Raw genomic sequence first — 25,354 nt, forward strand, 5'->3', positions numbered from 1 at the left:
AGACGCAAGACGTCCGGAAGACTGGTCGCTGGAAGAGCGTCTGATGGCCTTGCAGGAGAGTCACGAGCTGGTGGGCGAAGCATTGAACGGCTGGTGTCGGGAGCGCGGCCTGTTTGCGCATCATCTCGTTCAATGGCGAGCAGACTTCTGTGCTGCCAGTGGAACCGGCAGCCGGCGCGAGAACGCGCAGGAGGTACGGGATCTGAAACAGGCTAATGTCCAGCTGCAGCGCGAGTTGAAACGCAAGGAGAAGGCGCTGGCTGAAGCTGCAGCGCTACTGGTGCTGCAAAAAAGTACCGCGCGCTGTTCGAGGGCGAGGCCGAATGACGGCCCCTGAAGAGCGCAAGGAATTGATCAGCCTGATCAGCGAGGCGACCCTGGCCGGGGCTCGCCAGGCACACGCGTGCAACATTCTGGGGCTCAGTGCCCGGACCGTTCAACGCTGGCAACGCGGCGAACCTGACGCGGTGGACGGGCGCTCGTTACGGCACCATGAGCCGCGCCATAAGCTTTCTGCCGACGAACGCGCCGAGCTGCTGGCGGTCGCGAACTCGCCCGAATTCGGTCATCTGCCGCCAAGCCCGATCGTACCGCGACTGGCAGACCAGCAACGCTATATCGCCTCCGAATCGACGTTCTACCGGGTACTGAAGGCCGAGAAGCAACTCGCCCACCGGCGCAGCGAACGGCCGGCCCACGCTCGCAGCAAACCCCGTTCGGTTTGTGCCGACGCGCCGAACCAGTTGTTTTCCTGGGACATCACATATTTGCCGACGACGATCCGCGGACAGTATTTTTATCTGTACCTGTTTCTGGATGTATTTAGTCGCAAGATCGTCGGCTGGCAGGTCTACGCCGAGGAACGCAGCGCGCTGGCCAGCGAAGTCCTCCGGGACCTTTGCGCACGCGAAGCGATACAGCCCGATCAGGTGATTCTGCATTCGGATAACGGCGGCCCGATGAAAGGCGCGACGATGCTCGCCACCCTCCAGGCGCTGGGTGTCATGCCGTCGTTGAGTCGTCCGGGTGTAAGCAACGGCAACCCTTATTCCGAGTCGCTGTTCAAGACCCTGAAGTACCGCCCCGCTTACCCACTCAAGGCGTTCGACACCCTGTTTGCCGCACGCGCCTGGGTGGGCGCACTGGTGCGCTGGTACAACCACGAACATCGTCACAGTGCGATCCGGTTCGTGACGCCAGCGCAACGCCATGCGAATCTCGATCAGGACATCCTGGACCGACGCGCGGCGCTCTACGAGAGCGCCCGGCAGCGCAATCCGCTACGATGGAAACGCCGCAAGCGCAACTGGCAGCGTGTAGATGCAGTGCATCTGAACCCGGATCACATTGACAACCAGGGTGCCGCCCCACAACGCCCTAACCAGGAGAGAAAGGCCGCCTGAAATTTATTCGTTGAGGCGACAACTAGCTTGAAACTTTCCGACCTGGTCTCGTACTCCCCGTTAGACAATACTTCCCATAAGCAACGAAGTGTCGAGGAAGACTCCATGCTGAAAACAGTTCAGACGAAACACCTTGTAATCGCCTATGACGAGCAAGGCAGCTCGTCGGGATGGCCGGTGGTACTGCTCCATGGCTTTCCCTACGATATCCACGCCTACGACGACGTCGGTCAACGCCTAATAGCTGAGGGCGCTCGCGTCATAACGCCCTATCTGCGCGGTTATGGCGCGACTCGGTTCCAGTCACCGACAACCATTCGCTCCGGCCAGCAGGCGGCGATGGGAGCGGACTTGCTTGCTTTGCTCGACGCCCTGACGCGTAATCGTCGGCACGTTAATTGAAGGCAAAGAGGCTAGGCGGCGCTCCATCTCTTCGAACTCAGGGTCACCGGCGACCAGGCCGAACCGATGCCGGTACGAATGAATGACGACCTCAATGAAGTCGGGGTTGTCGAACGCGGCTGCGGTCCTGGCAAATGTTGCGTCATCGAAGCGCCAGGATGGCGACCCCAGCGACCACAGCAGGCGGCATAACTCGCGGCGATTCTCTGTCAGCCCAGCTCGTCCCCGTTCGCCATGAAAATAATATTGATACCAGAGGCGCCGCTCTTCCTCGGGGTCTGCGGGTTTCATAGCAGCGGCTATGTTCTGGATGGCATAACCATTCGCTGATACCAAGCCTACGGCTCTTTCCGGATAGAGCGCAGCGACGACACACGCTGCTCTTCCGCCCCAGTCGTATCCGGCGAGCACTGCCCGGTCCATCGCCTGAAGGCGATGCCGACGGCGTGACGCAGCTCGGCGCGGGACGCGACGCAATGAGGCGGTTCACCGGCCGTCACGAGAAGCGTGTGGTGCATGGCGCAGGACATAACCTGCCGCAGGAGGCACCTGAGGAGTTCTTCCGTGCCGTTGCTGACGTTAATGCATGGGCTAGCTGACGGAAGCGCCCTCGGTAGCGCACGCCAAGGCGCTTGAGTGACCGTTTTCGCGACGGCGCATCGCTGTAGTTGCGAGCCGCGGCGGTGGGAGTCATACCGCCAAGCATGCAAGGCAGAAAAAGGGCCGCCCTAAGCCAAGGTGAGCACTACACCGTTAATAAGGATACGCATTACCACAACGCTCCCCTCAATGTTCTCGACGTGCTAGCGCTGAAGCGATTCACCGGAGGCTGGGGCGTCGGCGTCATCCCCGGCTGGGTCCAGCAATTAGGGAAGGACACCGGAGGGCTGGCCAACGTCACCGGCGGAGCAAGCGGTCACGCTGTCGGTATCGGCCCGATGGCGACGTGGTCGGGCAAGGTGAGCAAGACGCCGGTTAGCGCATCGCTGCGCTGGGTTAATGAATTCGCCGTCAGCAACCGCCCGAAAGGCAATGCCGTTGAACTCGCGGTTAGTGCGACCTTCCAGTAATCGGAGAGCCCTATGATACCCATCGTTATCGGGCGCAGCATTGGTCCAGCGTCGCAAGCGGGTACCGCCTAGTTGCAATAGTGTTGTCGTCAATGGCGTCGCTTGCCAGCAGTGCGGGCCGAATTGGTATCAACCCCAATTCATAGGCGCTCAAGTGCAGTACGTCGTTGTCACGCCGCCTCGATAAGCGCTACGTCGCCCTGCTTCGCCTGGGCTAGCTATGGCCGATTAGTCACAACCCGACGGATGTGGTTGACAATCCGGCGGCGTGGCATAGTGCTGGCATTTCAATGGGAGAAGCGACAAATGACGACACTGGAATCCTTGCAAGCAAAAATTCAAAGACTGCAGGCGCAAGCGGATGCGCTGCTCGCGAAAAAGTCGAGTGCTGTTATCGATAAGATTAAAAACTTGATGGCGGAGCACGGTCTAACGACTGCCGACATCGATGCGCACACTGGTGGCAAAAAGCGTGGACCCAAGCCGGGCGCCAAGGCTGCGAAGAACGCGGTCCAAGCAACGGGTAAGACTAAGGGCAAGTTGTCCCCCAAGTACATCAACCCCAAAACCGGAGAGACGTGGAGTGGTCATGCTCGGCCGCCGGCGTGGATTGCTAACGTCAAGGACCGCAGTAAATTCTTGATTGCCGGTGGTGCGCAAGCGACGGTGGCGGTGTCGAAGGGGACTGCGGGCAAAGCCAAGGCTGTCGTCAAGAAGACGGCGTCGAAGAGTGCAAGCCGAACAAAAGTCGTTGGCAACTATGTGCGCGGGCCGCAGCCGGCGCTCTATCGTGACCCCAAGACTGGCGCGACCTGGAGCGGACGTGCACGGCCGCCGGCTTGGATTGCTAACGTCAAGGACCGCAGCAAATTTTTGATTGAGGGTGCGGCCGCGGCGGGCAAACAGCCGGTACAAAAGGCTGCTGCCAAGAAAGCCACGGCGGCGAAGAAAACTGCTGCCAAGAAGGCCGCGACAAAGACGGCGGTAGCGAAGAAGGCAACGGCGAAAAAAATGGTTGTTGCCGGAAAGGTGCGCGCCACGACAAACGTCGCGGCCGCGCCCGAAGCTGCGGCTGCTTAAGCGACCGTGAAAGCGAGCGCACAGAGCTCGCTTTTCGCCGCGTCGGCGCGCGCGATTGACGTGGCTTACCTCGAGCGGGTCCGCAATACGTCCAGACGGGCGGCACATTCTGCGTTCGAACCACCGCGCTTGTAGGCCTGTGCCGCCTTTGTGCTGTCGGGGACGACGTCGCCGGGAGCACTTCTGTCCCAGTACCCCTCCCAGTGCAAACCAAGGTTGTACGCGGCCGACCGGTATCCAAGCTCCAGTGCCGTGGAATACATGTCCTTGGCCATATCGAGGTCGGCGTCCATGCCGCGACCAAGCCGCGCACTGTCCGCAAGAGCTGCTGCCGCCATGCCGCGCAGCGGGTCGCTCGCCGTATAGTCCTTAAGCACATCGCCCAGAATGACGTGCCCTCCCTCGTAGTCCGCAGGCCCGCCGCTCTCCGTGACAAGAGACAGCGCAAGCGCGACCCGGAGGGATGGATGCCGGTCGGGGCCAACCCGTTCGAGCAGTCGCCGGCCGAGGTAAGGTGCGCCCGACAGCGGGCTTGTGAGCAGGCCATTCGCAATAGCCGCGATGGATTCAAGTGAAAGAAATCCAACCTTGTTTGCCGACACAATGTGCCGGAAGAACTTTTCCACGTCGAGCGCCGGGTCGGCCTGGCGAAGTTGTGCCCACTCACGTTCAATTTGGCCCAACCAGCTGGAATCTACAGACATCAGATTTGGCGTCCTGTGGTGAGTGATGAGAACGATGATACCTCGCCGCTGCTGTTGCCTGACGGCCCGGCATGGCGAGGCCCTGTTCCCCAAAGCGTGGGTTCATAGGCCCGTCGTGTTCTGAGAGGGCGGTTAGTTATGTGCGGTTCAGGCGACGTCACGGTGCGTGATGCAAAGGACGATTGCTCAGGTTTGGCGAATGCTGCCGCCATTAACCTAGTTGCGTGAGTTGGTGGCCCGCGCCCGGTCTTTGATTGCCGACCACTAGCCGACGTTTGGAGCGCGAAACTCTACTGGCTCGCTGCGCTGCTTGGAGACGATAGCTCGCTGGCACTAAAGCAGCGCCAATGTATCTGCGCCTCGATTCGGAGCGACGTGGACTGGTCGTTGCACATCAGTCCCGGACCTGGACTTATAGGTCGGCAAGCGCGTCTCATTCTTTCCAACGCGCGCAATGTTGACGTGGTTGATGACGGTGGTCGTGCTGGGACTCTCCGGCTGCGGCTACAACGCTATCGAGACTAAGGACGAACAGGTGAGGGCGAGCTGGTCTGAGGTATTGGACCAGTATCAGCGTCGCGCGGACCTCATCCCCAACCTCGTGAATACAGTCAAAGGCTATGCGAGCCAGGAAAAAGAAGTGCTTATGCGTGTGACGGAAGCCCGCGCGAGACTGGGTTCGGTGCAGGCAAGCCCGGAGCTTATCAACGACCCGCAAGCATTTGCGAAATTTGAAGCGGCGCAAGCCCAGTTGACGAGTTCGCTATCACGGCTGCTGGTCGTGTCCGAGAATTATCCGCAATTGAAGTCAGACGCAAATTTCCGCGACCTGCAGGCGCAGCTCGAAGGGACCGAGAGTCGCATTGCAGTTGCCAGAAACCGGTACATCAAGGCTGTTCAGGACTACAACACTACAGTGCGGTCGTTCCCGGCGAATCTCACAGCCAGCGTGTTCGGATATAAGGAGAAACCGAACTTCTCTGTGTCGAACGAAGCAGACATTTCCCGTCCTCCGCAGGTCAATTTCGATACAGCGCCGACGCCCGGCGAGTGGAGCGACCAATTGAACATCCTGAAGGCAGCGAGGGTTCGCCGACTGCCTCGATCAATTCCCGTCTTGTTGTCATGCTGAGCCGCCTCGTCATAAGTCGCCCCGCTAGCCGTCTGACAGGTAGCAAAATACTTGAGGCAACGAGCCTAGCTCGGTAACAAAAAACCTGAGTCAATGCGCACATCAACGACGATCACGGACTCCTTGCGGAGATACTGCCCTCTGCGATTCTGCCAACGTGGCCCGAAGCTGGTCCGACGCTCCGATGTTATTGGGCGAATCGGAGGCGAGGAATTCCTGTGGTGATGCGTCTGACAACAGCAGCAGAGGCACTGCGGGTGGTTGAATGAATGCGGCGTGCGGCGCTGAGCCGAAATATGCTAAGCGTTGCGAGCAAAGAGATGGGGTATTCCGTATCGGCTGGCATTGCGCACGTGTCTCGCGGGGGATAGGTTGGACGAGACGTTCTATCGCTCCGGCCGTGCGCTCTACAAAGCTAAACGCCTCGGCCGGAATCGGGTCGGTCGAACTATAGTCCGAGCCTAACCGTCTTGGGGCGCACGCTCCTCGACGCGGTATTCACGAGGCGCATCCGCCACATAACGGCATTGATACGCGCCGCATTGGATGTCTTCACCGGCGATGCGGACGTGGTCGGCGCGTCGGAGGGTGGGAAACACGCGCCGTCAGGCGTTTGCCTTTTTCTTCCCCGCCCTGTGTGAGGGCACGCAAACACATGGTCACGTTGCCGCATTGCCGCATTGCCGCATTTCTGTTGGGCGCATTCAGCAGAGCAGGTACCTGGCGCGGTCCTTTAAAACCAAAATACGGTCGCAAGCGCCTATGATTGTTGTTGGGTCCATCGAATCCGGACCTTGCCAAAGCGGAACGCATTCCTGAAAACCCTTACTCAGCTTATGACCATCCCGAAGCCGGACAGCATCCGCGACACCCATCGCCAGTCGCTCATAACTTCAGAACTGTATTCGAGGGTAAGTCGGCATGCGGATTATGAAGCAGAGGCAAAGGTGTTGGGCCAACTCGCCCATGCACTGGCCACGTCGGACACAGAGATGTTTGATACGCTTGCACGCGAAGCTGCGCGGCTGTGTCGTGCGGACAGCGCAGGCATCAGCGTACTCGAGTCCCCGCCCGACCGGCCTGCCAGCTTCCGGTGGGCGGCTCTCGCGGGGCAGGCTGTGCCCTTTCTCAACACTCACCGGCCCTTCGACGACAGCCTGTGCGGCGTTACGCTGGCAATGGGCAAACCAGAGCTCTTCGGAACGCCACAGCGCTTCTTTCCATCCATCGAGATGCTGTCCCCGCCCGTGGTCGAGGCGTTGCTCGTGCCAATTCCTGTCCGGGACGACGCGTGGGGCGCAATCTGGGTGATGTCGCAACGTCCTGAAGTTCGCTTCGATGCCGAGGACCTGCGATTGCTCACCAGCCTCGCAGATTTCACCGGCGCGACGATGCATGTGGCGCGCATGAAGGCGCTAGCCGAAAGTCGGGCCATTCAGGCCGAAACTGCCCAGTCTGCCCTGCGCGAAGCGGAGGCTCGTAAGGACGAATTCATAGCGACACTAAGCCACGAGTTGCGCAGCCCAATTGCCCCCATCGACAGCGCCATCAAATGTCTGGGACGTCTGGAACTCCAATCACAACAGGCGGAGCAGGCGCTCGGTATTGCCGAACGTCAGCTCCACAGGTTGCAGCGCCTTGTCGACGACCTGTTCGACGCGTCCAGAATCCGGCAGGGCAAGGTCACGGTCAGGCCAGAGAACAGCCTCCTGGCAGACATTCTGAATGATGCAATTGCCGCTGTCCGGCCGCAAATGGAGGCGCGCAAGCACATGCTTAAAGTCACCGCGCCGGCTGATGCGGTGCTGGTTTACGTCGATTCCGGCCGTATTACCCAAGTGCTTGTCAACGTATTGAGCAACGCTGCGAAGTACTCACCAGATGGCAGCCAAATAACTTTGACTGCGGCTGTCGACGTTCCGGCGGCCCCCTCCGGGACGTCGACTGAGCCAACCTTGTTGATAACCGTCGTCGACGAAGGCTATGGGATATCCGCGCCGGCGTTGCCTCACATCTTTGACATATTCTCCCAGCGCGGTAGCCGCTCTCCTTCGACGGAAGCCGGCCTCGGAATCGGGCTCGCCCTGGTGAAATATCTGGTAGAGGCGCACGGCGGCACCGTCGCGGTCCGAAGCGGCGAGTCGTCCTCGGGAACGACGGTGACCATTCGTCTGCCGTTGTCGCGCGGCCCCGACTCGTCTGGTACGCAGCCTCATGGGATGGCACCTTGCCCGGCGCCCTGCCGCGTCCTCGTGGTGGATGACGACAGGGATACGGTTGACTCGCTGGCGCTTCTGCTTGAGCTTGATGCACATATTGTCCAGACCGCGACGAGCGCGGATGAGGCACTTGCCGCCCTTGATGGATTTACTCCCGACGTAGCATTCATCGACGTCAATATGCCCTATGTGGATGGATTTGCTTTGGCGGCAGAGCTACGAACTCGGCCAGCCCTTAAACATCTGAAGCTCGTCGCATTGACGGGAGACGTGTCGGAGAACGACCGCGTGGCAGCGCTTGCAGCTGGCTTTGACCGTCACATGGCAAAACCCGTCGATATGCAAGCACTTACTTCTATCCTCGCGAGCGTGGGGAAACGCCCCTGAAGACACAGGACTTCGGCTCGTAGTGAGCGACAGCTCGCGCGGGAACCATCGTGACCAAACGGGGTAAGAGAAGAGGAAGTGAGCTGCGGCCGACCCGACCGGGTACCGGCGTCTATGCGGTGGCGATTCGTCAGGTTTGGGCATAGGCATCCTGCCGACGTTGCCGTGTCAGTAAGTGCGCAACTCTCAGCCAGGTAATGCTTGGGCCCCGCAGCAGGCTCCCGTCGGGCACAGCGGTTGCGCCACATATGTAATGCTGCGACACGTGGCGTGCAATGTCTACCATACTCCTTGTAGACGATGACCTTGAAAACCGATGGGCTCTACAATTGGCCCTGGAAAGCGGCGGCCATCACGTAGTGCTCGCCGAGAATGGATACGACGCATTGCGGAAGGCCGCCCGTCATATTCCACAACTTGTTATCACTGACTGGCAAATGCCTGAAATGGACGGCGCAGAGCTATGCCGCCGTCTCAAGTACCAGCCGGCCTTCGCCGGCATACCGGTCGTCATGTTGTCCGCAATGCCGGAACCACCGGATGAACCACGCTGCTGGGCTGCTTTCCTTCGCAAGCCGGCTCCGATAGACCTGCTGATGCACACAGTCGATTTGTTTATTGCACAACGGCTGACTACGACGCGTACCTGAACTGTTAGTAAAGAGCAAAGCGCGTCTCGTCGGCGCCCCGTCGATTCCCATTGCGAAGTTACGTCTTCCGTTCGCCAATATCGCGTGCCGAGCTGTCTGACGCTGTCCCAGACAATCAGATTGACCTGCTGTCTCCACGGCTCCCGCGCCGGCTCATTGATGCCAAACGTCAGCAGGGCGACAGAAAGGCCCACGAATTGGGGTATGGCGGACCTGGCCGCGTGCGGTTTGCGCGACCTCTCCATTTTCGAAACAACAGCTTTCCCACTTGGAAGCGTCAATGAGGCGTTATCAACACTCGGCGGCCGTAACGGTGGCTTCACCAGTTTCGTCGCTAAGCCGCAGCAGTGATTTCCCACGTTACAGCGAATCCCGGCCCCTTGTGTGATGGGTAGGCATCTTCGTCGGACAGCCATGAGCCGGTCCCAACGCAGCTGGAATTCAGCCGCAGGCCGTCCACGCCTCGTCCGCGCTCGGTGCATATATACGTAGCATCCAGCGCTTCGCATCGAGGACTCCGATTCATCCATTGGGGGTCATGGCTTTTGCGCAACAGGAAACTTCCATGTGCCATCGAACACCGGCTTGGAAGGACCGCAAATCCTCGCGATGAAGTCATAGGGACCTCTCGGGGCAGGCAGCCAGTCTGACTCCTTATGCTTGCCCGGAGAATCATGCTGGACGTAGATGTCGAGCGAACCATCTACAGCGCATTTCAAGCCTTTGGTACGGCGTCGGCCGCTGTCGGCGACAACAAAGCCGGTCGTCGGTGGTGTGCCGACGCACGCCCTGCCGGGGCCGTCCATCTGTCAGTTTCTGGCCGACGCGGGGCGCTCCAGGTATGTGCCGTCGACTTGAGGCGCTGCGCTGCGGCGCGGCTACCGTTTGCCAGAAATTGACGGCGTCTGCCGTGATGACGAAACGGGTTCCATGCGAGAGCCCCAAGCCCAGGCCCAAATTTTGCTGTCGCCTGAAAGGCTTCCAATGTCCCGTCTTGAGTCGACTCGTCCAGCACCGCCTTTAGTACGGTGGCGTAAGCAACGGTCATAGCGGCGAGGTCGTGCCCGGCCTCGCTCGGTCAATCTCCTATCAGAAAGTCATGAGCTATCGGCCGACTCCAAAACTCCCTCATCAACAACCCCCGACTGAGTGCGGAGAAGACGCAAGAGAGCGACTTGTGTCAGCTATCGAGGCAGCAGAAATTGGCACTTTTTCCTGCCCGTTTCCCTTGCATGAAATCGTCTGGAACGACAAGTGCAAGGAGCACTTCTGGCTGCGTCATGACGCCGAGGTGGACTTCGACCTGTTCTATGCACGGTTGCATCCCGACGACCGGGAACGAACGCGCAGGGAAATCCTGGCTGCAGTGTTCGCGAATGTGCCATACGACGTTGAGTACCGAACTCTCTCACCGACCGGGGATATGCGCTGGATTCGCGCCAAGGGACGCACCACGTTCGACGCGAGTGGTAAGCCGACGCGCTTTGACGGTATTACCATCGATATTTCCGCGCAGAAACAGCTTCAGGCGCAGCGTGACCGCCTGCTTGAACGAGAGCGCCTGCAGAAGGAAATGGCGCAGAACGCAAGCGACACGAAAGATACCTTCATCGCCTCTGTCTCACATGAACTGCGCGCCCCCCTTACCGCGGTGCTGGCGTGGGTCGACCTCCTGGAGCGTCGAGGTAGTGATGAAGAGTTTGTAAAACACGGCGTGAGCGTCATCCGTCGCAATATTGCTGCGCAAACCCGACTCGTCGATGACCTCCTGGACGTTAGCCGGATTACCGCAGGCAAGCTGGCCGTCAGGAAGGCCCCTATTAACCTTGCGGATGCAATCCACGCGGAACTCGATACCCTGAGACCTCTAGCCGAGAAAAAGACCGTGACCATCACGGACCACCTCCGCGTTGGCTCATTGGTTCCCGGAGACGCTACGCGACTTCGTCAGGTCTTCGCTAACCTCTTGAGCAACGCGCTCAAGTACACGCCGGGCGGCGGCAATATCACCGTCAAACTGCGGGAGGTCGATGGCTATGCCGACGTGTCGCTCACGGACACAGGAGAGGGAATACCAAAGAACCTCCTCAATACGATTTTCGAACCGTTTGCGCAGGTCGACAGCAGTACCACTAGGAAGCACGGCGGTTTAGGACTAGGGTTGGCCATCGCGCGAAGCATCGTCGCCATGCATAACGGCAGTGTGACGGCTTTCAGCGACGGTGTTGGGAGAGGAGCGACATTCACCGTTCGACTGCCCTTGCAAACGGGCCGCCTCGCCACCGCTGCTGCTCCTGCATCTAGCCATGACGGAAGCGAAGCGCGACCGCCAGTTGCAGGAATGTCTGTACTTGTGGTCGATGACGACGAAGATACGCGGGACGCATTCGCCATGCTGTTTGAACACGAGCAGGTGGTGGCGTATCGGGCGAACTCTGCTGCGGAGGCGCGCCAAATCCTCTCGGAGCGCGCGGTCGATGTGATTTTCTCCGACATCAGCATGCCAGGCGAGGACGGTCATCAATTCATGGTGGGTCTGCGTGCAAGTGGCAATCGGACGCCGGCAATTGCGGTCACTGCTTTCGTCCGGGATGAAGACGGCGAACGCGCACGCGCTGCGGGCTTCGACGAGCACCTTGGCAAACCGGTAGCTCCGCAAAGGCTGGTGGAGTTGCTGGCAAAACATCGGCATTAGCTGCTGATGTTAGCCAAAAGACATGGGGTCATCAAATGGACAGCACTAGTGAGACGACCGGCGACGGCCTCACCGCGCAACGGGAAGGGCGACATGAAAGCGACGCCACATTCAGGCTCCTTGTCGATTCTGTTAGCGAGTATGCGATTTTCCGTCTTAGCGAAACGGGGATGGTGATGACATGGAACCGGGGCGCGCAGCGGCTGAAAGGATATGTTGCCGGCGAGGTAATAGGTCGCCATTTCTCGCTCTTCTATCCGCCTGACCAGGTTGCAGCAGGACATCCAGAAGAGGTTTTGCAAAACGCTCTTGCAGCCGGCGAATACTCGGAGGAAGGATGGCGCGTTCGCAAGGACGGCTCGCTGTTCTGGGCAAGCATTGTCATCGCCGCCATCCGCGACCCAAATGGCAGTTTGTCGGGGTTTGCGAAAGTCGTACGCGACATGACGGAGCGCCGAAGGCTTGAGGAACTGGAAGCAACTACGCGTCGCATGAATGAGTTCCTTGCAATGCTAGGCCACGAGCTTCGGAATCCCCTTGCGCCAATCAGAAATGCCGTTGGCGTCCTTCATCGTCACGAGGCACCAACCCCGCAAGTCGTGCAGACGACGCGTGACCTTATTGACAGGCAACTGACGCAGATGACCCGGCTTGTCGACGACCTGCTGGACGCCGGACGGATAACTACGGGGAAGGTGCAAGTATCCAGTTCGCCAATCGTAATGCAGGAAGTTGTTCAGCGTGCAGTAGAGGGCGTACAGCCAAAAGCCGACGGCAAGTCCCAGACGCTCTATGTTCAAATGCCTTCTGAACCGCTGATGGTCCATGGAGATATGACCCGGCTCGTTCAGGTGCTCCAGAACCTGCTCGACAATGCGTCGAAGTTCACGCCGGCAGGCGGGCTCATCAGCGTAGACCTTGTGCGGGTTCAACGGCTCATTGCGCTGCGGGTAAAGGACACTGGCCGAGGCATCAACCCCGATGCGCTCGACCGGGTATTCGACCTCTTCGCGCAGGAAAAGGACCCCGCGTCCGCAAGGGATGAAGGTGGCTTGGGCATCGGGCTCACGCTTGCTCGCTCTCTCGTTGAACTTCACGGCGGGCGCATTGAAGTCGCGAGCGCTGGCAGAAGAAACGGCGCCACTTTTACTATCTGGCTTCCGGCGTTGGACCAGGTCGCGGAGGCGCCCGAGACCAACAGTCCTCCAACGTCGGCGGCCCGAACGGTCCTGAAGGTGCTCGTAATCGACGACAACGAAGACTCTGCTGACAGTATGGCCATGCTTACGGAAGCAGGAGGCCATCTGGTACGCAAGGCCTATGGTGCCGCGGAAGGCATCTCGGTCGCTGCGGAGTTCTGTCCCGACCTGATACTCCTCGACCTTTCCATGCCGCTAATGAGCGGATATGAAGCCATCCCCCTCATCCGGGCCGCCGTGCGCAACCCCGCCCTCGTCGTGGCCGCCATGACCGGGTTCGGGCTTGAGGAGGACCGGCTACGCACGAGGGAGGCCGGGTTTGACGCGCATCTTACAAAACCTGTCGCTTTGGAAGAACTTGAACGCGTCGTCGACCTTGCCGAGATGAGGCGCAAAGAGCATGCGGGTTGAGGGACCTGTCTCGGTGATTGGCACGCCTACGGACTACCTCGGACCCGAAGGCTGACGGGTCAAGAAAGGCCGACGCTTGCGTCGTCCGCGCCGGCTGCGCATGCGCGAGATGCGTATTTCGGACGAAGGTGACCGGCCGTTTCGGGATCGTGACCGGCGATTTCGGCAACGTGACCGGCCGTTTCGGGAACGTGACCGAATGGACCGGACGACAGGACTGGCGTTGCGCATGACATCAACCACGCGAGCTATGCTTGCCGGCTTTTGCCGGAGAGAGCATGCCCGCGCACCGGATGAATATGCGCATGATCAAGGACGTTTTACGACTTAAGTTCGACGGCGGTTTCTCGCATGATCGAATCGCCGCGTCGCTTGGCATTTCCAAGGGCGTGGTCACGAAGTACGTCGGACTGGCGAGTGCCGCCGGGCTGGATTGGGCGAGCGCCTGTGATATGGACGAAGGCGAGCTCGAGCGACGGCTTCTTGGCAAGCCCACCGGACCAGCAGCCTATGCCCAGCCCGATTACGGTCGCATTCATCAAGAGCTGCGCCGCAAGGGTGTGACGCTGACGTTGTTGTGGGAGGAATATCAAGCGGAGTTCGCGAATCGGAAGACCTACCGCTATACACAGTTCTGCGAGCACTATAAGGCGTTCACGAAACGGCTGAAGCGCTCGATGCGGCAGATCCACCGTGCTGGCGAGAAGCTATTCGTCGACTTCGCCGGTCCCACATTGCCGTTGACCACAGGGCGCCGCGCGCACATCTTCGTGGCCGCCATGGGCGCATCGAGCTATACATTCGCATGCGCCACGCCGGCCGAGACGATGGAGGACTGGCTGAGTGGTATCGCCCGCGCGCTGACCTTCTACGGCGGCGTCCCACAACTGATCGTGCCGGACAACCCGCGCGCGATGATTGCCGATCCCGATCGCTATGAACCTCGCGCGGGCGACACCGTGCTGGACTTCGCGCGTCACTACGGCACCTCATTTCTGCCTGCACGCGTTTATCGCCCGCAGGATAAGCCGAAGGTTGAAGTGGCGGTTCAGGTGGTCGAACGTTGGATCATGGCACGCCTGCGTCATCGCCAGTTCGAGTCGGTCCAGTCGGTGGACGACGCGATCCGCCCGCTACTGAAGAACTTGAACGAGCGCCCGTTTCAGAAGCTGCCGGGATGCCGCGCCAGCGCGTTCACCGAACTGGACGCGCCGGCCTTGCAGCCGCTGCCGGCGCAGCCGTATGAACTCGCGCGGTTCAAAGCGGTGACGGTCCACATCGACTACCAATCGAGATCGATAAACATCGCTACAGCGTTCCGCACGCGCTCGTTGGACTCAAGCTCGATGCGCGCATCACAGCGGGTGCCATCGAGTTGTTGCATCGCGGTCGCCGTGTGGCCAGCCATGCCCGCAACGATCGCGTGGGAGGCTACACCACCGTCGTCGAGCACATGCCGGCGGCACACCGCGCCCATCTCGAATGGACTCCGCAGCGGCTTATCCACTGCGGTCAGCAGATTGGCGGCGCCACCGGCGCTCTCGTCGCGCGGCTTTTGCAGGAACAGCGACATCCTGAGCACGGCTATCGGGCGTGCCTTGGGTTGCTCTCGCTCTCACGTCGCTATGGTCGCGACCGTCTCGAAGCGGCGTGTGCGTTGGCGCTCGAACTGGGTGTGCATCGTTACCGCCACGTGCGCGACATCCTGGTCAACAACCGCGACCGCGCGGCTGCGACCACGCCTGTCGAATGGGTCAGTCCGAGTCACGCGCATGTACGCGGCCCCAGCTACTACCAATAAAGAGAACCCGCCATGATGATGCAACAAACCTTGAGCCAACTACGCGCCCTGAAGCTGGATGGGTTCGCTGACGGATTAGAAGAGCAACTAACGCAGCCCGGAACGGCGGCCCTAAGCTTCGAGGAACGCCTGTCGTTGCTGGTCGACCGGGAAGCAAGTTGGCGCGATGATCGTCGCCGCACCCGACTGCTCAAGCAAGCACGCCTGAAGTATCCGCAGGCCGTCATCGAAGATCTCGACACTCGCGCTGGTCGAGGCGTGGACCCACGTTCGCTCACGAGCCTAGCTCTCGGCGACTGGGTCGAGTCGGGATACAGCCTGCTCATTAGCGGCCCAACCGGCGCGGGTAAATCATGGCTCGCTTGCGCCCTCGCGCAGTATGCCTGCCGACGCGGGCACTCCGCGTTGTACCTACGCGTTCCGCGCCTCGGCGAGGAACTGCGCGTCCTCCACGGCAACGGCGGCTTCACCAAATGGTTGCTGCAGGTTGCTCGCGTTGATGTTCTCCTGCTGGACGATTGGGGAATGGCTCCGCTCGACGCGATCGTTCGAAACGATTTGCTCGAGATGATTGATGACCGATCTGCCGGCAAAGCCACGATCGTGACCAGCCAGCTACCAATTGAACACTGGCATGGCTGGATAGGCGACGAGACCATCGCCGACGCAATGCTTGATCGCCTCATGCAGCGTCATCACCGCATCAAACTGACGGGTGAATCGCTGAGAAAAGCATCTCCGAAGCCCAGCGTGCTGGAACCAGAACTCGACCAAAACTAGCGAGGAAATCTACAATCGACACCGCGCAACGCCCGACCTTGCCGAATCGGTCACGTTCCCGAAATCGGCGGTCACGTTCGCCGAAATACGCACGCGAGAGGCCCAGGCAGCAAAGCTAATTGCGAAAACACTAGCGACCCATGTTCTCGGGTCGGTATGAAAGCAACGCTGGAACGTTCACGTCCTCATCTATTTCGGGCCAGAGTATCTGCTCATGGTCTAGCGAGATGGCAAAGTGTTCACGCTCGGCTGCTGTGGCTGCCTGCAGCACGGGAAACCAGTCCAGTGGGAATTGAACCGCGGGACCCTCGGACATGTCGAGAAACAGGTGCACGCTGTCAAAATGCACGTCCACCGCAGTGCGCTCCATGGTCGCCTCCTCAATCAGAATCATCTTAAAGATAGGTCGCGGCAAAGCTGCGCTCAAGAGTGCACGTAGTTCGAGAATCCAGCCAGAATGCTCAATGTGCAACGGCAGCCGGACGTTCCCATGCAGGTGAGTCAAGTCTTATCCACTTGCGTCGCGGACAACATAGGGCGCATCCGCAAAGTCAGCACATGGGGACTATATGGTGGAGCGTCAGTCGGTCGCATTTGCACACCTCGCGTCAGTGAAGGCGCACCGTCTGGCCGGTCCACGGGGGAAACGCTGCTCGCCGCTCTACGTCTACCTATGCGCGGAGATGACAGGGCAATTCACCAGCGGGCGTTACATCAGTCATTGTTGACTTGTCCATCACAAACGCTAACAGACCTGCAGCTCGAGACTGGTCGCAGCGGCCACACGGCCGACCATGAAGTCAGAAGTCTGGTCGGCTCCGCATGCACCAGGCGCAGGGCGCGCGAGCCGTCGGTGAATGTCAAGCATTCGACTTCAACGCGGCTCCATTCGGCTGCAGCATTTTTGAAACCGGCGCGCGTTGCTTCGAACGACAGTCCCCCTTCGCGGAGTAACTGCAAATGCGATGTCCGATTGTCCGATTCTCCGCCTGAGCGCTGCCAGCGGTTCATTAAGGTGACTGCAATTTCGGCGTCGTGCGTCATTCCGGCGCTCCAATGAGTGCGGCGTTGCTAGTTAAGACATCGTAGCAAATTTTTGTGCGCCGCAACATTTGACCCTGTTTGCGTTTCCGGGACAGGCGCATAAGACACTGCCTGCCGGCAATAGGCAAAAACCATCGCTGCAGCCGCCGCCGATGGTGCTGCGGCAATGTTCGACTGAATTGACCGACCTCATCTCAACTATCGCGCTTCAAAACGCCTGTGCATGACCAGTTCAGCGCTTCTTCTTCCCACGGACCCTTCGATAGTTTGTAGTTATTCCCAAGCTCTTGTTTCGACGGATAACGAACACGCTGAGTGAAAAAACGACAAGGACGAGCGCTATCAGTCCGGCGGTCGGCCCCATTGCGCGCGCAGCTTCGTCCTTCCTGGATGCCGGGAGAGTGACTTGTGGTGGGCGGGCATGACTCGCGGCACGTTTCGGCAGAGCAGCGCGGGCCTCACTGTCTGGACGCAGGAGAAATGCTTCAGACGTTGGCAATGCCACCGGTGCAGAAAGAGGGTTCGCGTCCAAACGAGGAACGCCTGCATCAGACGTAAACCCGGCGGGCGCGAAGTCCGGTACGGAAGCTTTGCCCGGAGTCCGCGCGAATGTGAATCTCGCTTCGATGAAATGCGTCATCGTTGCCCATTGCGAAAGCACGCGGTCAGCGCAACGAGCGTCGATGCAAGCGTTCTGAAACTGCTCAAATCGGGTCAGTTGTCTCGATGGTTGCTTTCCGCTGCTCGGCATCACCTGTTTTCTAGCGACGATATCGTCGTACTCGTCGGTGACGATGGTGTGGTCAAAGATGACGCGCTGGACTCGTGGGCGGCCCGCCGGGCGTTCGATGTCACTGGCCCACGCTCCGGTCGAATCGAGGGTTGCAAGATAAAGAAACAGTCCCAGGCACAGCCTCGAACGCACCAACCCTCCTCCTGAGCCGACCGCCGTGGGCATCCTTTCAAGTTCCGTCGTGATAGTCGCTGTGGTGATAGTAGACCACGCCGTGCGTGGTCCCGACGCGCCCATATTTCCTCCGTATAGAAACGTCGGTAGCCCACCACTCACTTTGCGCGAGTTCGTGCTCGCTTCCGGACGCCGGGCAGAGGAGCAGGCACCGGTTTGTGTGGCGCCTTCGGTACTGCATCTGGCAAATTTCCGCATTCCGCGAAACGCTGGAGCAGCCTCGCCGCGGCCGACCTGCCGCGCTGCTCCAGTCTTCCACGGAGTGCGAGCGCAAATTCCGTAAGGTCGTCGCGTCCGTGCAACGCCTGGAAGTCCTGAATGGTTTCTGCGACCGCCGCCAGCGTGGTGTGCTCGTGCATGGTGCTCGCGATATGCGAGGTGGCTCTCGCCAGTTCCATCTCGTAGACCTTCAGACGTGCTGTCTCCTCGAAGACATTGTTTCCTTTTGCTGGCTTCGTCACATCGAATAACCCCCGCTGTGCGAAAAAACAGCTTTCCCCATGAGACAAAACGCGCAGCGGCATGATGGTGACCGCGATGCCGAGCGGCCCGCCAACGTCAGAACGTATAGGCAAGAGAGAGAACTGCATGCCCCCGATTGCCATGAAGTGCGAATCAGGAGGCCCGGGGCTGCCCAGTGCAAAGCCAGTGAACGTCGAGTTGGAGGACCGTGGCAAGGCGCGTGCAGGCGTTCAGCGGCGGCACAGTGGTTCCGCCGCGCCAATACTCCACCTCATATTCACTGACACCGAGCCAGTTAGCTGCGCGTGCCGAACTGATGCCAGCCCGCTTCAATGCCCGGTCCAGGCGTGCGGCCAAGGCGCGTCTGAGGCGGTCGTTCCCAGCACTACGCTCGAGATGACCGAGGCTCTCGGAATGAGGACTCATCATGTGATAGCTCTCTCAGATATATGTTCTTATGCAATTCGCTACAGCTCTTCCTGCTGCGCGCCGCAGGCTACATGCTCCTCATGACGCTTTCGTGATGCCATGCATAACCCGCCCCGGCACGCTCGATGCATTCTGCCTGCTTGCGAGTTGTGAGTCCGTCCACCTGACCGCATGTACAGCGCGTACAGTAGCGTGGTGACCATAGCAGTCAAGCATAAAGCCAGAGTGACTGCCACGTCCACATTGCCCCCGACGACCAGCACGTCCATCGGGGCTCTCCTCGATTTTCGAAAAGCGGTTTTACAACCTTTCTTATTATTTATTCTCCTAACTATTATTACTTAGTATCCTAAATCGTTTCGCCGCGCCCTACCAGTTCTGTAGCCAGACAATATCCGCCAATCGTTGCTCGCGGCTGCGCATGACGCTTGTCTGAAGGTAGACGATAATCAGCATCATTTCGCTTAAATCGGGCTATTTTTGCCCCCCGGCACTGCGGCATTCACTGCGTCGAATGATTCGTGAGCAGCTCGCGCCTTAACCCGGGGCTAGCGCTCGACGACGTCAGATATGGTGCACGATGTCAGCGTTGCGGGCATCATCGCCGCAGCAGCCCAACGGGGTTCCGGGCGGGGAAGTGATTTCTGGGTTAGTCACCTGGCGGTGGAAACGATGGCTCTGACCGTATCAGTCACAGCGGCGCAACCGCGCTAGGGGCCCATGAAATGGAGACGCCAGGCGCGTGACCGACGCCGAATGTGAGCTCCGCAGCCAGAAGCCGATGATGTCTATTGCCTGCGCGATAGGGAGTGAGGCCACGCGGCGGCACGTCCAGCGCGACTGAAGTAAAAACTTGGGGCTTTAGGGCTCCGCTGCTTCCATTAGTCACTGGTTTGCAAAGACTCGTCGACGTGCAATGGAACTGAAACAGGTCACGGCACGGTTTGACGCTGCCGCGCGTTGGCGAGCTGCGTCGGGCTCACCCACGGCCTCAGCTGTCGGGGTACTGGTGAACACGAGCGCATCTCGGTTAGCGTTCAATGCGAACGCCCGTGACCGCCGCCACCGCCCCAGTATTGGCCGCCGCCGCCCGTACCGCGCCCTGGGTATCCGTGCCCACCCCAACTGCCATGACCGCCCCAACCGCCCCGATATCCATGCCCCCAATAGCCGTGGTGCCCCCAGTAGCCGTACCGGCCACCGCCATAACAGCATCCGCCCCAGTAGCCGAAGCTCAGTAACACCGATGGTCCCCACCACGCAGGCCAGCCGTAGTACGGATACGCGACGGGGTAATACGCAGGCACGACGAAGACGGGCGCGACTGGTGCGATATAGGTGTTCGTCGATGCAGTTACATCTGACGCAGCCGCACCGGTCGCGGCTGCGTCGGTCATCGAGAAAGGATATTGCTGCTGCGGCGCTGCCGCCGGCACTTCGCCGTAAGGAACGTAGCCGTAGGGCACGTAGTAGTAGCAACCGGACAAAGCTGCGCACAGGACCACCACCGCAACGACGCCGCCTGCACGCGACGTTGCATCCAGCGTTTTCATAACCAGCTCCGGGGTCCGACGCGACGCAACCTGCGCCGCGCCTTCAATACAGTCAGCGTAGCATGCAGGATTCCTAGCGTCGCGAGGTTCATGGGCATCAGGCTGAGGCCGCCGGAAATGATCTCGAGACGACGGCTATTCATCAGTAGTCGTCGGGGCGCGGGCTCGCTTCGGAGAGTTCCAATGAATCAGATAACGGAAAGCGCGGGCTCGCCTTAAGCCCGCGCGGTTTGCGACGGGTCATGAAAAGGTCGCTGTTTTCGGGCAGCTTGCCACTTACTCCTGACGACGGCAGACGTTTCGGTAAGACGAGAAGCGCCAGCGGCCTGAGGCGCCTCTGACGGCCATCGCGACAAAGTCATACAGCGCCTTGGACCCCGTCGTGCAACGAGGCCGCCCATGGCCACAATCGGGAGCCTAGGCGCGGATTCAACAGCTACCGACGACGCCCTAACATGAGCGAAACGCACCCATGCTTCTTCCTCAGACGTATCGATGGTGGCGCCGTTCCAGTCAAAGTCGCTGCGTTCCCGGACAGCTGTGGCCCGGTCGCCGAAGGTCCAATGTGTGGAACGGTTCACTAATCCGGAATGTCCCCTCGCGACGCCGTACCGCAGTACCATGGTCGGCGCACTAATGAACGACTTCCGGGAGCCCCTCACCTTGGCGGTCGAACAAAACAGTGAGTCCGATGTACCGCTGCCGTCGCGCAACTTTGACGTAATGCGGCGCGTGCTCGCCGTCGTCCTGGTTTTATCGGTCTTGCTTCCTCTTGGCGCTGTCGTGAGCTATGGATACTTCGACTATCAGCGGCGTATCGCCGACGCAAGCGACATAGTGGACCGCCTGACCAGGGTTGCCCAGGAGCACGCGCTGAAGATTGTCGATATGAATAACGAAATCGAAACGCGCATCCTCGGGCTTCTCGGTAATGACGACGATGTAGGAGTCAGCGAGCGTGAGGGTGGCATACGCGCGAGGCTCAGCACTATTGCGGCGGACTATCCGCAACTTGCTGCGATATCTGTGTTTGGTAACAACGGCGACTTGCTGGCAAGCAGCCGTTTCTTTCCAGCGCCGCGGGTTTCGGTTGCCGGACGCGAAGACTTTCGAGCCGCAATTGCGTCAGCGCCGGCTCCCTATTTTTCGCGCCCCCTATCCGGCAAGGTTATGCAGTCGGACGTTTTCACGATGAACATGGCCCGGGTCGGCAGGGACGGAGATTTCCTGGGCGTGGTCTCCATCGCCCTTAAGCGGCAGTATTTCGGCGAGTTTTACGCGGAGCTCACTAACAGCAAACCGGCATTCCTCGTTGGACTGTACCGCCAGGATGGGACTATCCTGGTCAGACTCCCGGACAAGGACATCATGACCAATCCGGCGGCCAATATTCCCTTTACTACTGCGCTTGGGCAAGCGGTGCCAGTTGGCCGGGTCGATATTGTTTCTACGGTTGATGGGATTGAGCGAATACTGTCGTTTCGGCGCGTTGGGCGTTATCCATTGTATGTTGCCTGCGGCTACGCTACGGCAGCAATACATGACCAATGGCGCAGACATGTCATTGTCGTGGTCATGCTCACGCTTGTGCCGTGCATCGGACTCTGGGCGCTAATCTTTTTCTCGCTTCGTCAGTTGCGAGCTGAGGAAGCTGCATGGAATCACTGGAAAAACGAGTGGGTACGGCGTGCATCCGCCGAAGCGTCAAGCCGCCAGCTTCGGCGCATGGGCGCGCTCGGAAATCTGGTCGCGCGGGTTGCTCACGACTTCAACAATCTGCTGATGGTCGTGGCAGCGAATATGGAGCTGGCAACGCGCAAGAACTATACGAACGTTGAAAGAGAAGTCACCGCCGTCAAGCGAGCCACAGTCGGCGCGGAAGCGCTTTCGCGCAAACTCATGAGCGTCGCACGCAAGCAACCGCTGAAACATGAAGTCGTTGACCTTGCCGCATGGTTTGGGAGTGCCAGTGACATCATAGGCACAGCGCTAACAGAAAGAATCGATTTCTATCTGGACGTTGCGCCGGACGCATGGCCCGTTAAGGTAGACATCACCGAATTGGAGTCGGCGATTCTGAATGTCGCCGTCAACGCCAGAGATGCGATGCCCGACGGCGGGCTCTTCTCGGTGCGGTGCGCCAACGTCCGAACAGCACAACCGGGAGATGGAACACCCGGCGGAGAGCGATCCTATTCTGCGCTATTCGCTTGTTCCCGGCTTGCGCGGCGGCAATGGCACGGCTTGTGCCGCCGCCCCTGCCGCCGGATATCGGATGGATCGATCCACGCCAAGGGCTGGAGGATGTGCTGCCTCTGGACACCGGGGTGACCCTGCCATATTAAATAAAAGCGCGATTCCAGTATTTAATTAACTCTTGGGCGAATCGCCCTAGACTTTGATGACTTTCTCTAAAAGCGGGACTTGCAATCAGTGCAAGAACAAGCAACAAGGAGGTAGGCCATCATGAAGTCGCTCATCCATGCAGTCATTGCCGCTGCGGTCTTCGCCGCTCCGGCTGTATCGTTCGCTCAGCAATCGGACCCTCCGGTAACAACCCGTGCGCAAGTGCGCGCTGAACTTATTCAACTTGAAAACGCCGGCTACCACCCTGCCGTCGCTAATGACGCTACATATCCGACCGAAATTCAGGCTGCCGAAGCGCGTGTCGCTGCGCAAAACGGCACGGCAAGCGGCTATGGCGGAAGGATTAGCGGTTCGGTGGCATCGGGCGCTCCGGTAATGGTCCGTCCCTCTACCGATGACGGCATGAAGTCGCTTTACTTTGGCAATTAAGCAGTTGCCTCGGCAATGAGCTACCCCGGCGCTAGTTCGACTGTTTCGGGAATTGCTGGCGTGCGTGTACGCCGTGTGTCTGCCGGACTGAACAAGGGCGAAGCCCGCAACTCGCTGGCACGGGCGGTGTTCTTCTATCGGTTGGGCGAGATACGGGATCGTTCTTACGAAAACCAGCGATACCGGGCCAGTGGCCTGGACCTTGTGGTAGCTGCGATCATGCTGTGGAACACCGTGTATCTGGAGCGGGCAATTGCCGCCTCACGTCAGCAGCGGGAGATCGACGAAAGCCTTATCCCGCACATCGCGCCACTGGGCTGGAATCACATCAACTTGACGGGCGACTACGTGTGGCACGCCAACAAACGCGTCGCCAAAGGCCGATTCAGGCCGTTGCGCGCCGCGAAAACGACCAACGCGAAGGCTTAGTCGGGTAGCAGCAACGCATCGCTGCGTCGCCGCCCCCTTCTTCTATGAGCAGTAATTTGTCAAGGCCGCTTACGAATCGTCGATCAATTTCCTCCGCATCTCCTTGCTAGAGCGTATGGCTGGGTCAAGGGCAGGCGAAGCCTGGCGTAGCGAACCCTTGACGCTGGGTAGAGGCGATATGCTGGCGTATGTTGGTGAGCGCGCGGTATTGCGCACACCAACATACAGGCGCGTTCCACGTCACCCAGTAACTGTCACTGCCGCAATCGAATCTACGTCCCTGCCTGAAGCCGGCCGTGGCGCTCGTGAGATGATCCAACGTCTCACAACCTTCTATCCGCTGGCAGTTCGCCAGCCCCATCCTGCATGCGCGCTGCGCCGGATCGTGTCCGGGTGACATGCCCCATCTAAGAATCGGTTGCGTCGGCAACCCAGGGGGCGGACGGGCATGTCCACTTCAACCATGGGAACAGTAAGTGATCGGATTGTCGCGGCATCACTATCGCCATGCAATACGATCTCAAACTGGTTTCATCTGTGCGCCATCAGGAATAACGCCGTCCTTCAGGTAGCGCCATAATGCGATCACCAGTCGCCGTGCGACTGCGACGATGGCGATCCGCCGCGCCCGGCGGTTAGGCCCCGTGCCCTGGGTGCGCTGATTGAACCACCTCGTCAGCGCACTACCGGGCTGATAGCGCAACCACTGCCAGGCCGTCTCGATAAGCTGCGTGCGCACCCATCGGTTGCCCTGTTTGCTTATCCCCTGGTCCACGTGGCTCTCGCCGCTGTCGTACGGTTGTGGCACCAGCCCGACGCATGCACCGACCTGCCGCCGGTTATTGAAATCGCGCCAGAAGAGTTCGAGCGCCAGACGTGATGCGCCGATTTGACCAATGCCTCTGAGCTGCGTGAGGTGATTGATGCGCTCACGCACTGGCACTGGCAAGCGCTCCTGCAAGGTCCCCTCCAGCGCGGCCAGTTGACGCTCGGCCAGCACGAGCCGTTCTGTCTCGCGTAGTAGCCGCTCGCGCAGTTCCGCCGGTAGGGCCGCGCCGTCGTGACAGGTGATCTCACCGCGTTCGAGCCGGTCAGCGAACCCCTTATGGTCGACTTCGTCCCAGCAGCCAAGAGTTACCAGCAGTTTTCTCATACGGTCGCGATGCTGCAGCACTTCCTTTTGCAGCTGACCTCGATCACGCATGAGATGACGCGAGGCCTCGTCCTGTGGCGACGGTACGCGAACCACGTGCATGCGATCGCGTTCGCCATGCAGCCAGGCGCGCAGGTTGATCACCAGCTTGATCGCATCAAGCCGGTCAGTCTTCGCGCGTCGCTTGTAACGTTCGACCGGAATACTCGCTGGATCGATCACATAACAGTCGACGCTTCGCGCTCGCAATGCGCGGTAGATCCAGAACCCGTCCTGGCCAGCTTCGTAGCTCACAACAACCACGCACGTCTGCTGGCAGCGACCATTTCTCCTTTTGTCGCTCAATCAGGTCCAGCATCGCCTGCAGGCGCGCCTGGGCCTGTGGCTGCTCCACCGTATGTACCGCCGGTTTCTCCCGGCGCCCGTCGTGCAGCGCGACCTTCCACTTCCCGACGGCCAGTTCGAGCGACACCGCCAGTATGACGTCTTCTGCATGGGGTTCGGTAACGTGATTTGCGTCCATGATGCCCTCCATTGAGCAAGTCTTGGCTCCGTCAATCTTACGACTCGGGCCTTGACGACTCTCAC

The 25,354-nt window shown here is 59.7% G+C and carries 19 protein-coding genes and 5 pseudogenes; 15 read left to right on the forward strand and 9 right to left on the reverse strand.

Annotated elements, in window-relative coordinates; all coding sequences use genetic code 11:
* A pseudogene (locus BCA01S_RS39690) lies at positions 1–337 on the forward strand (hypothetical protein); the annotation flags it as partial.
* Positions 324–1,403: an IS3 family transposase gene (locus BCA01S_RS32430; protein WP_027780440.1), complete on the forward strand. Its 1,080-nt coding sequence runs from the start codon at positions 324–326 to the stop codon at positions 1,401–1,403. The pseudogene BCA01S_RS39690 and the gene BCA01S_RS32430, both read left to right, overlap by 14 nt.
* Positions 1,404–1,772: 369 nt before the next feature.
* Here the strand turns inward: BCA01S_RS32430 and BCA01S_RS35990 are convergent.
* Positions 1,773–2,228 (reverse strand): annotated as a pseudogene (locus tag BCA01S_RS35990) (alpha/beta fold hydrolase); the annotation flags it as partial.
* Between the two features lie 281 nt (positions 2,229–2,509).
* On the opposite strand from BCA01S_RS35990, the gene BCA01S_RS32440 reads away from it, so the two are divergent.
* Positions 2,510–2,875, forward strand: a complete 366-nt coding sequence (locus tag BCA01S_RS32440) for a transporter (protein WP_027780442.1) — start codon at positions 2,510–2,512, stop codon at positions 2,873–2,875.
* Between the two features lie 306 nt (positions 2,876–3,181).
* Positions 3,182–3,955: an H-NS family nucleoid-associated regulatory protein gene (locus BCA01S_RS35995; protein WP_042320227.1), complete on the forward strand. Its 774-nt coding sequence runs from the start codon at positions 3,182–3,184 to the stop codon at positions 3,953–3,955.
* Positions 3,956–4,020: 65 nt separating this feature from the next.
* Here BCA01S_RS35995 and BCA01S_RS32450 read toward each other — a convergent pair whose 3' ends face one another.
* On the reverse strand, positions 4,021–4,659 hold the full coding sequence (locus tag BCA01S_RS32450) for a hypothetical protein (RefSeq protein ID WP_027780443.1): 639 nt from the start codon (positions 4,657–4,659) through the stop codon (positions 4,021–4,023).
* Between the two features lie 469 nt (positions 4,660–5,128).
* Here BCA01S_RS32450 and BCA01S_RS36000 point away from each other — a divergent pair, with 469 nt between their 5' ends.
* The 4 genes from BCA01S_RS36000 (at position 5,129) to BCA01S_RS38295 (ending at position 9,398) form a co-directional block, all read left to right on the forward strand.
* A complete protein-coding gene (locus BCA01S_RS36000; RefSeq protein WP_244146098.1) occupies positions 5,129–5,791 on the forward strand; it encodes a LemA family protein in 663 nt (220 codons plus the stop codon).
* A 794-nt stretch (positions 5,792–6,585) separates the two neighbouring features.
* On the forward strand, positions 6,586–8,397 hold the full coding sequence (locus tag BCA01S_RS32460; RefSeq protein ID WP_156955164.1) for a hybrid sensor histidine kinase/response regulator: 1,812 nt from the start codon (positions 6,586–6,588) through the stop codon (positions 8,395–8,397).
* 275 nt (positions 8,398–8,672) lie between these two features.
* Positions 8,673–9,047 carry a response regulator gene (locus BCA01S_RS36005; RefSeq protein ID WP_042320233.1) on the forward strand — a complete coding sequence of 125 codons (375 nt, stop codon included), beginning with the start codon at positions 8,673–8,675 and terminating at the stop codon, positions 9,045–9,047.
* A gap of 204 nt (positions 9,048–9,251) precedes the next feature.
* Positions 9,252–9,398, forward strand: coding sequence for a hypothetical protein (locus BCA01S_RS38295; protein WP_156955166.1), 147 nt, complete (start codon positions 9,252–9,254; stop codon positions 9,396–9,398).
* Positions 9,399–9,583: 185 nt separating this feature from the next.
* On the opposite strand, the gene BCA01S_RS37645 is transcribed toward BCA01S_RS38295, so the two are convergent.
* A complete protein-coding gene (locus BCA01S_RS37645; protein WP_084167073.1) occupies positions 9,584–9,853 on the reverse strand; it encodes a DUF1214 domain-containing protein in 270 nt (89 codons plus the stop codon).
* Between the two features lie 371 nt (positions 9,854–10,224).
* Here BCA01S_RS37645 and BCA01S_RS32475 point away from each other — a divergent pair, with 371 nt between their 5' ends.
* From BCA01S_RS32475 to istB, 4 genes and pseudogenes are all read left to right on the forward strand, one after another.
* Positions 10,225–11,742 carry an ATP-binding response regulator gene (locus tag BCA01S_RS32475; RefSeq protein ID WP_052369577.1) on the forward strand — a complete coding sequence of 506 codons (1,518 nt, stop codon included), beginning with the start codon at positions 10,225–10,227 and terminating at the stop codon, positions 11,740–11,742.
* Positions 11,743–11,777: 35 nt separating this feature from the next.
* Positions 11,778–13,352, forward strand: coding sequence for a PAS domain-containing hybrid sensor histidine kinase/response regulator (locus tag BCA01S_RS36010; RefSeq protein WP_052369579.1), 1,575 nt, complete (start codon positions 11,778–11,780; stop codon positions 13,350–13,352).
* A 278-nt stretch (positions 13,353–13,630) separates the two neighbouring features.
* Positions 13,631–15,153, forward strand: a pseudogene (istA, locus tag BCA01S_RS36015) (IS21 family transposase).
* Positions 15,154–15,165: 12 nt separating this feature from the next.
* A complete protein-coding gene (gene istB / locus BCA01S_RS32495; protein ID WP_027780447.1) occupies positions 15,166–15,933 on the forward strand; it encodes an IS21-like element helper ATPase IstB in 768 nt (255 codons plus the stop codon).
* Between the two features lie 130 nt (positions 15,934–16,063).
* On the opposite strand, the gene BCA01S_RS39365 is transcribed toward istB, so the two are convergent.
* The 5 genes from BCA01S_RS39365 to BCA01S_RS32520 form a co-directional block, all read right to left on the reverse strand.
* Positions 16,064–16,438, reverse strand: coding sequence for a DUF2442 domain-containing protein (locus BCA01S_RS39365; RefSeq protein WP_244146099.1), 375 nt, complete (start codon positions 16,436–16,438; stop codon positions 16,064–16,066).
* Positions 16,439–16,647: 209 nt separating this feature from the next.
* Positions 16,648–16,977 carry a hypothetical protein gene (locus tag BCA01S_RS36020; RefSeq protein WP_042320235.1) on the reverse strand — a complete coding sequence of 110 codons (330 nt, stop codon included), beginning with the start codon at positions 16,975–16,977 and terminating at the stop codon, positions 16,648–16,650.
* Between the two features lie 232 nt (positions 16,978–17,209).
* Positions 17,210–17,935, reverse strand: a complete 726-nt coding sequence (locus tag BCA01S_RS36025; protein ID WP_042320257.1) for a hypothetical protein — start codon at positions 17,933–17,935, stop codon at positions 17,210–17,212.
* 107 nt (positions 17,936–18,042) lie between these two features.
* On the reverse strand, positions 18,043–18,534 hold the full coding sequence (locus tag BCA01S_RS36655; RefSeq protein ID WP_052369583.1) for a hypothetical protein: 492 nt from the start codon (positions 18,532–18,534) through the stop codon (positions 18,043–18,045).
* A 1,338-nt stretch (positions 18,535–19,872) separates the two neighbouring features.
* Complete coding sequence (locus BCA01S_RS32520) at positions 19,873–20,388, reverse strand: hypothetical protein (RefSeq protein ID WP_027780449.1); 516 nt, start codon at positions 20,386–20,388, stop codon at positions 19,873–19,875.
* Between the two features lie 636 nt (positions 20,389–21,024).
* Here BCA01S_RS32520 and BCA01S_RS36040 point away from each other — a divergent pair.
* The 3 genes and pseudogenes from BCA01S_RS36040 to BCA01S_RS32535 form a co-directional block, all read left to right on the forward strand.
* Positions 21,025–22,719: a cache domain-containing protein gene (locus tag BCA01S_RS36040; RefSeq protein WP_174447110.1), complete on the forward strand. Its 1,695-nt coding sequence runs from the start codon at positions 21,025–21,027 to the stop codon at positions 22,717–22,719.
* Between the two features lie 135 nt (positions 22,720–22,854).
* Positions 22,855–23,184: a DUF4148 domain-containing protein gene (locus BCA01S_RS32530; RefSeq protein ID WP_027780450.1), complete on the forward strand. Its 330-nt coding sequence runs from the start codon at positions 22,855–22,857 to the stop codon at positions 23,182–23,184.
* A 69-nt stretch (positions 23,185–23,253) separates the two neighbouring features.
* Positions 23,254–23,613: pseudogene (locus BCA01S_RS32535) on the forward strand (Tn3 family transposase); the annotation flags it as partial.
* A gap of 520 nt (positions 23,614–24,133) precedes the next feature.
* On the opposite strand, the pseudogene BCA01S_RS36045 reads toward BCA01S_RS32535, so the two are convergent.
* Positions 24,134–25,289, reverse strand: a pseudogene (locus BCA01S_RS36045) (IS110 family RNA-guided transposase).
* Positions 25,290–25,354 lie beyond the last annotated feature (65 nt).

Source organism: Paraburkholderia caledonica NBRC 102488, from assembly GCF_000685095.1.
Lineage (GTDB): Bacteria > Pseudomonadota > Gammaproteobacteria > Burkholderiales > Burkholderiaceae > Paraburkholderia > Paraburkholderia caledonica.

Excerpts from the sequence above, each read along its gene's own strand:
- BCA01S_RS32430 (WP_027780440.1), top strand. The coding sequence starts at position 324 with ATGACGGCCCCTGAAGAGCGCAAGGAATTGATCAGCCTGATCAGCGAG.
- BCA01S_RS32440 (WP_027780442.1), top strand. The coding sequence starts at position 2,510 with ATGCAAGGCAGAAAAAGGGCCGCCCTAAGCCAAGGTGAGCACTACACC.
- BCA01S_RS35995 (WP_042320227.1), top strand. The coding sequence starts at position 3,182 with ATGACGACACTGGAATCCTTGCAAGCAAAAATTCAAAGACTGCAGGCG.
- BCA01S_RS32450 (WP_027780443.1), bottom strand. The coding sequence starts at position 4,659 with ATGTCTGTAGATTCCAGCTGGTTGGGCCAAATTGAACGTGAGTGGGCA.
- BCA01S_RS36000 (WP_244146098.1), top strand. The coding sequence starts at position 5,129 with ATGACGGTGGTCGTGCTGGGACTCTCCGGCTGCGGCTACAACGCTATC.
- BCA01S_RS36005 (WP_042320233.1), top strand. The coding sequence starts at position 8,673 with ATGTCTACCATACTCCTTGTAGACGATGACCTTGAAAACCGATGGGCT.
- BCA01S_RS38295 (WP_156955166.1), top strand. The coding sequence starts at position 9,252 with ATGGCGGACCTGGCCGCGTGCGGTTTGCGCGACCTCTCCATTTTCGAA.
- BCA01S_RS37645 (WP_084167073.1), bottom strand. The coding sequence starts at position 9,853 with ATGGACGGCCCCGGCAGGGCGTGCGTCGGCACACCACCGACGACCGGC.
- BCA01S_RS36010 (WP_052369579.1), top strand. The coding sequence starts at position 11,778 with ATGGACAGCACTAGTGAGACGACCGGCGACGGCCTCACCGCGCAACGG.
- istB (WP_027780447.1), top strand. The coding sequence starts at position 15,166 with ATGATGATGCAACAAACCTTGAGCCAACTACGCGCCCTGAAGCTGGAT.
- BCA01S_RS36020 (WP_042320235.1), bottom strand. The coding sequence starts at position 16,977 with ATGACGCACGACGCCGAAATTGCAGTCACCTTAATGAACCGCTGGCAG.
- BCA01S_RS36025 (WP_042320257.1), bottom strand. The coding sequence starts at position 17,935 with ATGCCCACGGCGGTCGGCTCAGGAGGAGGGTTGGTGCGTTCGAGGCTG.
- BCA01S_RS36655 (WP_052369583.1), bottom strand. The coding sequence starts at position 18,534 with ATGCAGTTCTCTCTCTTGCCTATACGTTCTGACGTTGGCGGGCCGCTC.
- BCA01S_RS32520 (WP_027780449.1), bottom strand. The coding sequence starts at position 20,388 with ATGAAAACGCTGGATGCAACGTCGCGTGCAGGCGGCGTCGTTGCGGTG.
- BCA01S_RS36040 (WP_174447110.1), top strand. The coding sequence starts at position 21,025 with ATGAACGACTTCCGGGAGCCCCTCACCTTGGCGGTCGAACAAAACAGT.
- BCA01S_RS32530 (WP_027780450.1), top strand. The coding sequence starts at position 22,855 with ATGAAGTCGCTCATCCATGCAGTCATTGCCGCTGCGGTCTTCGCCGCT.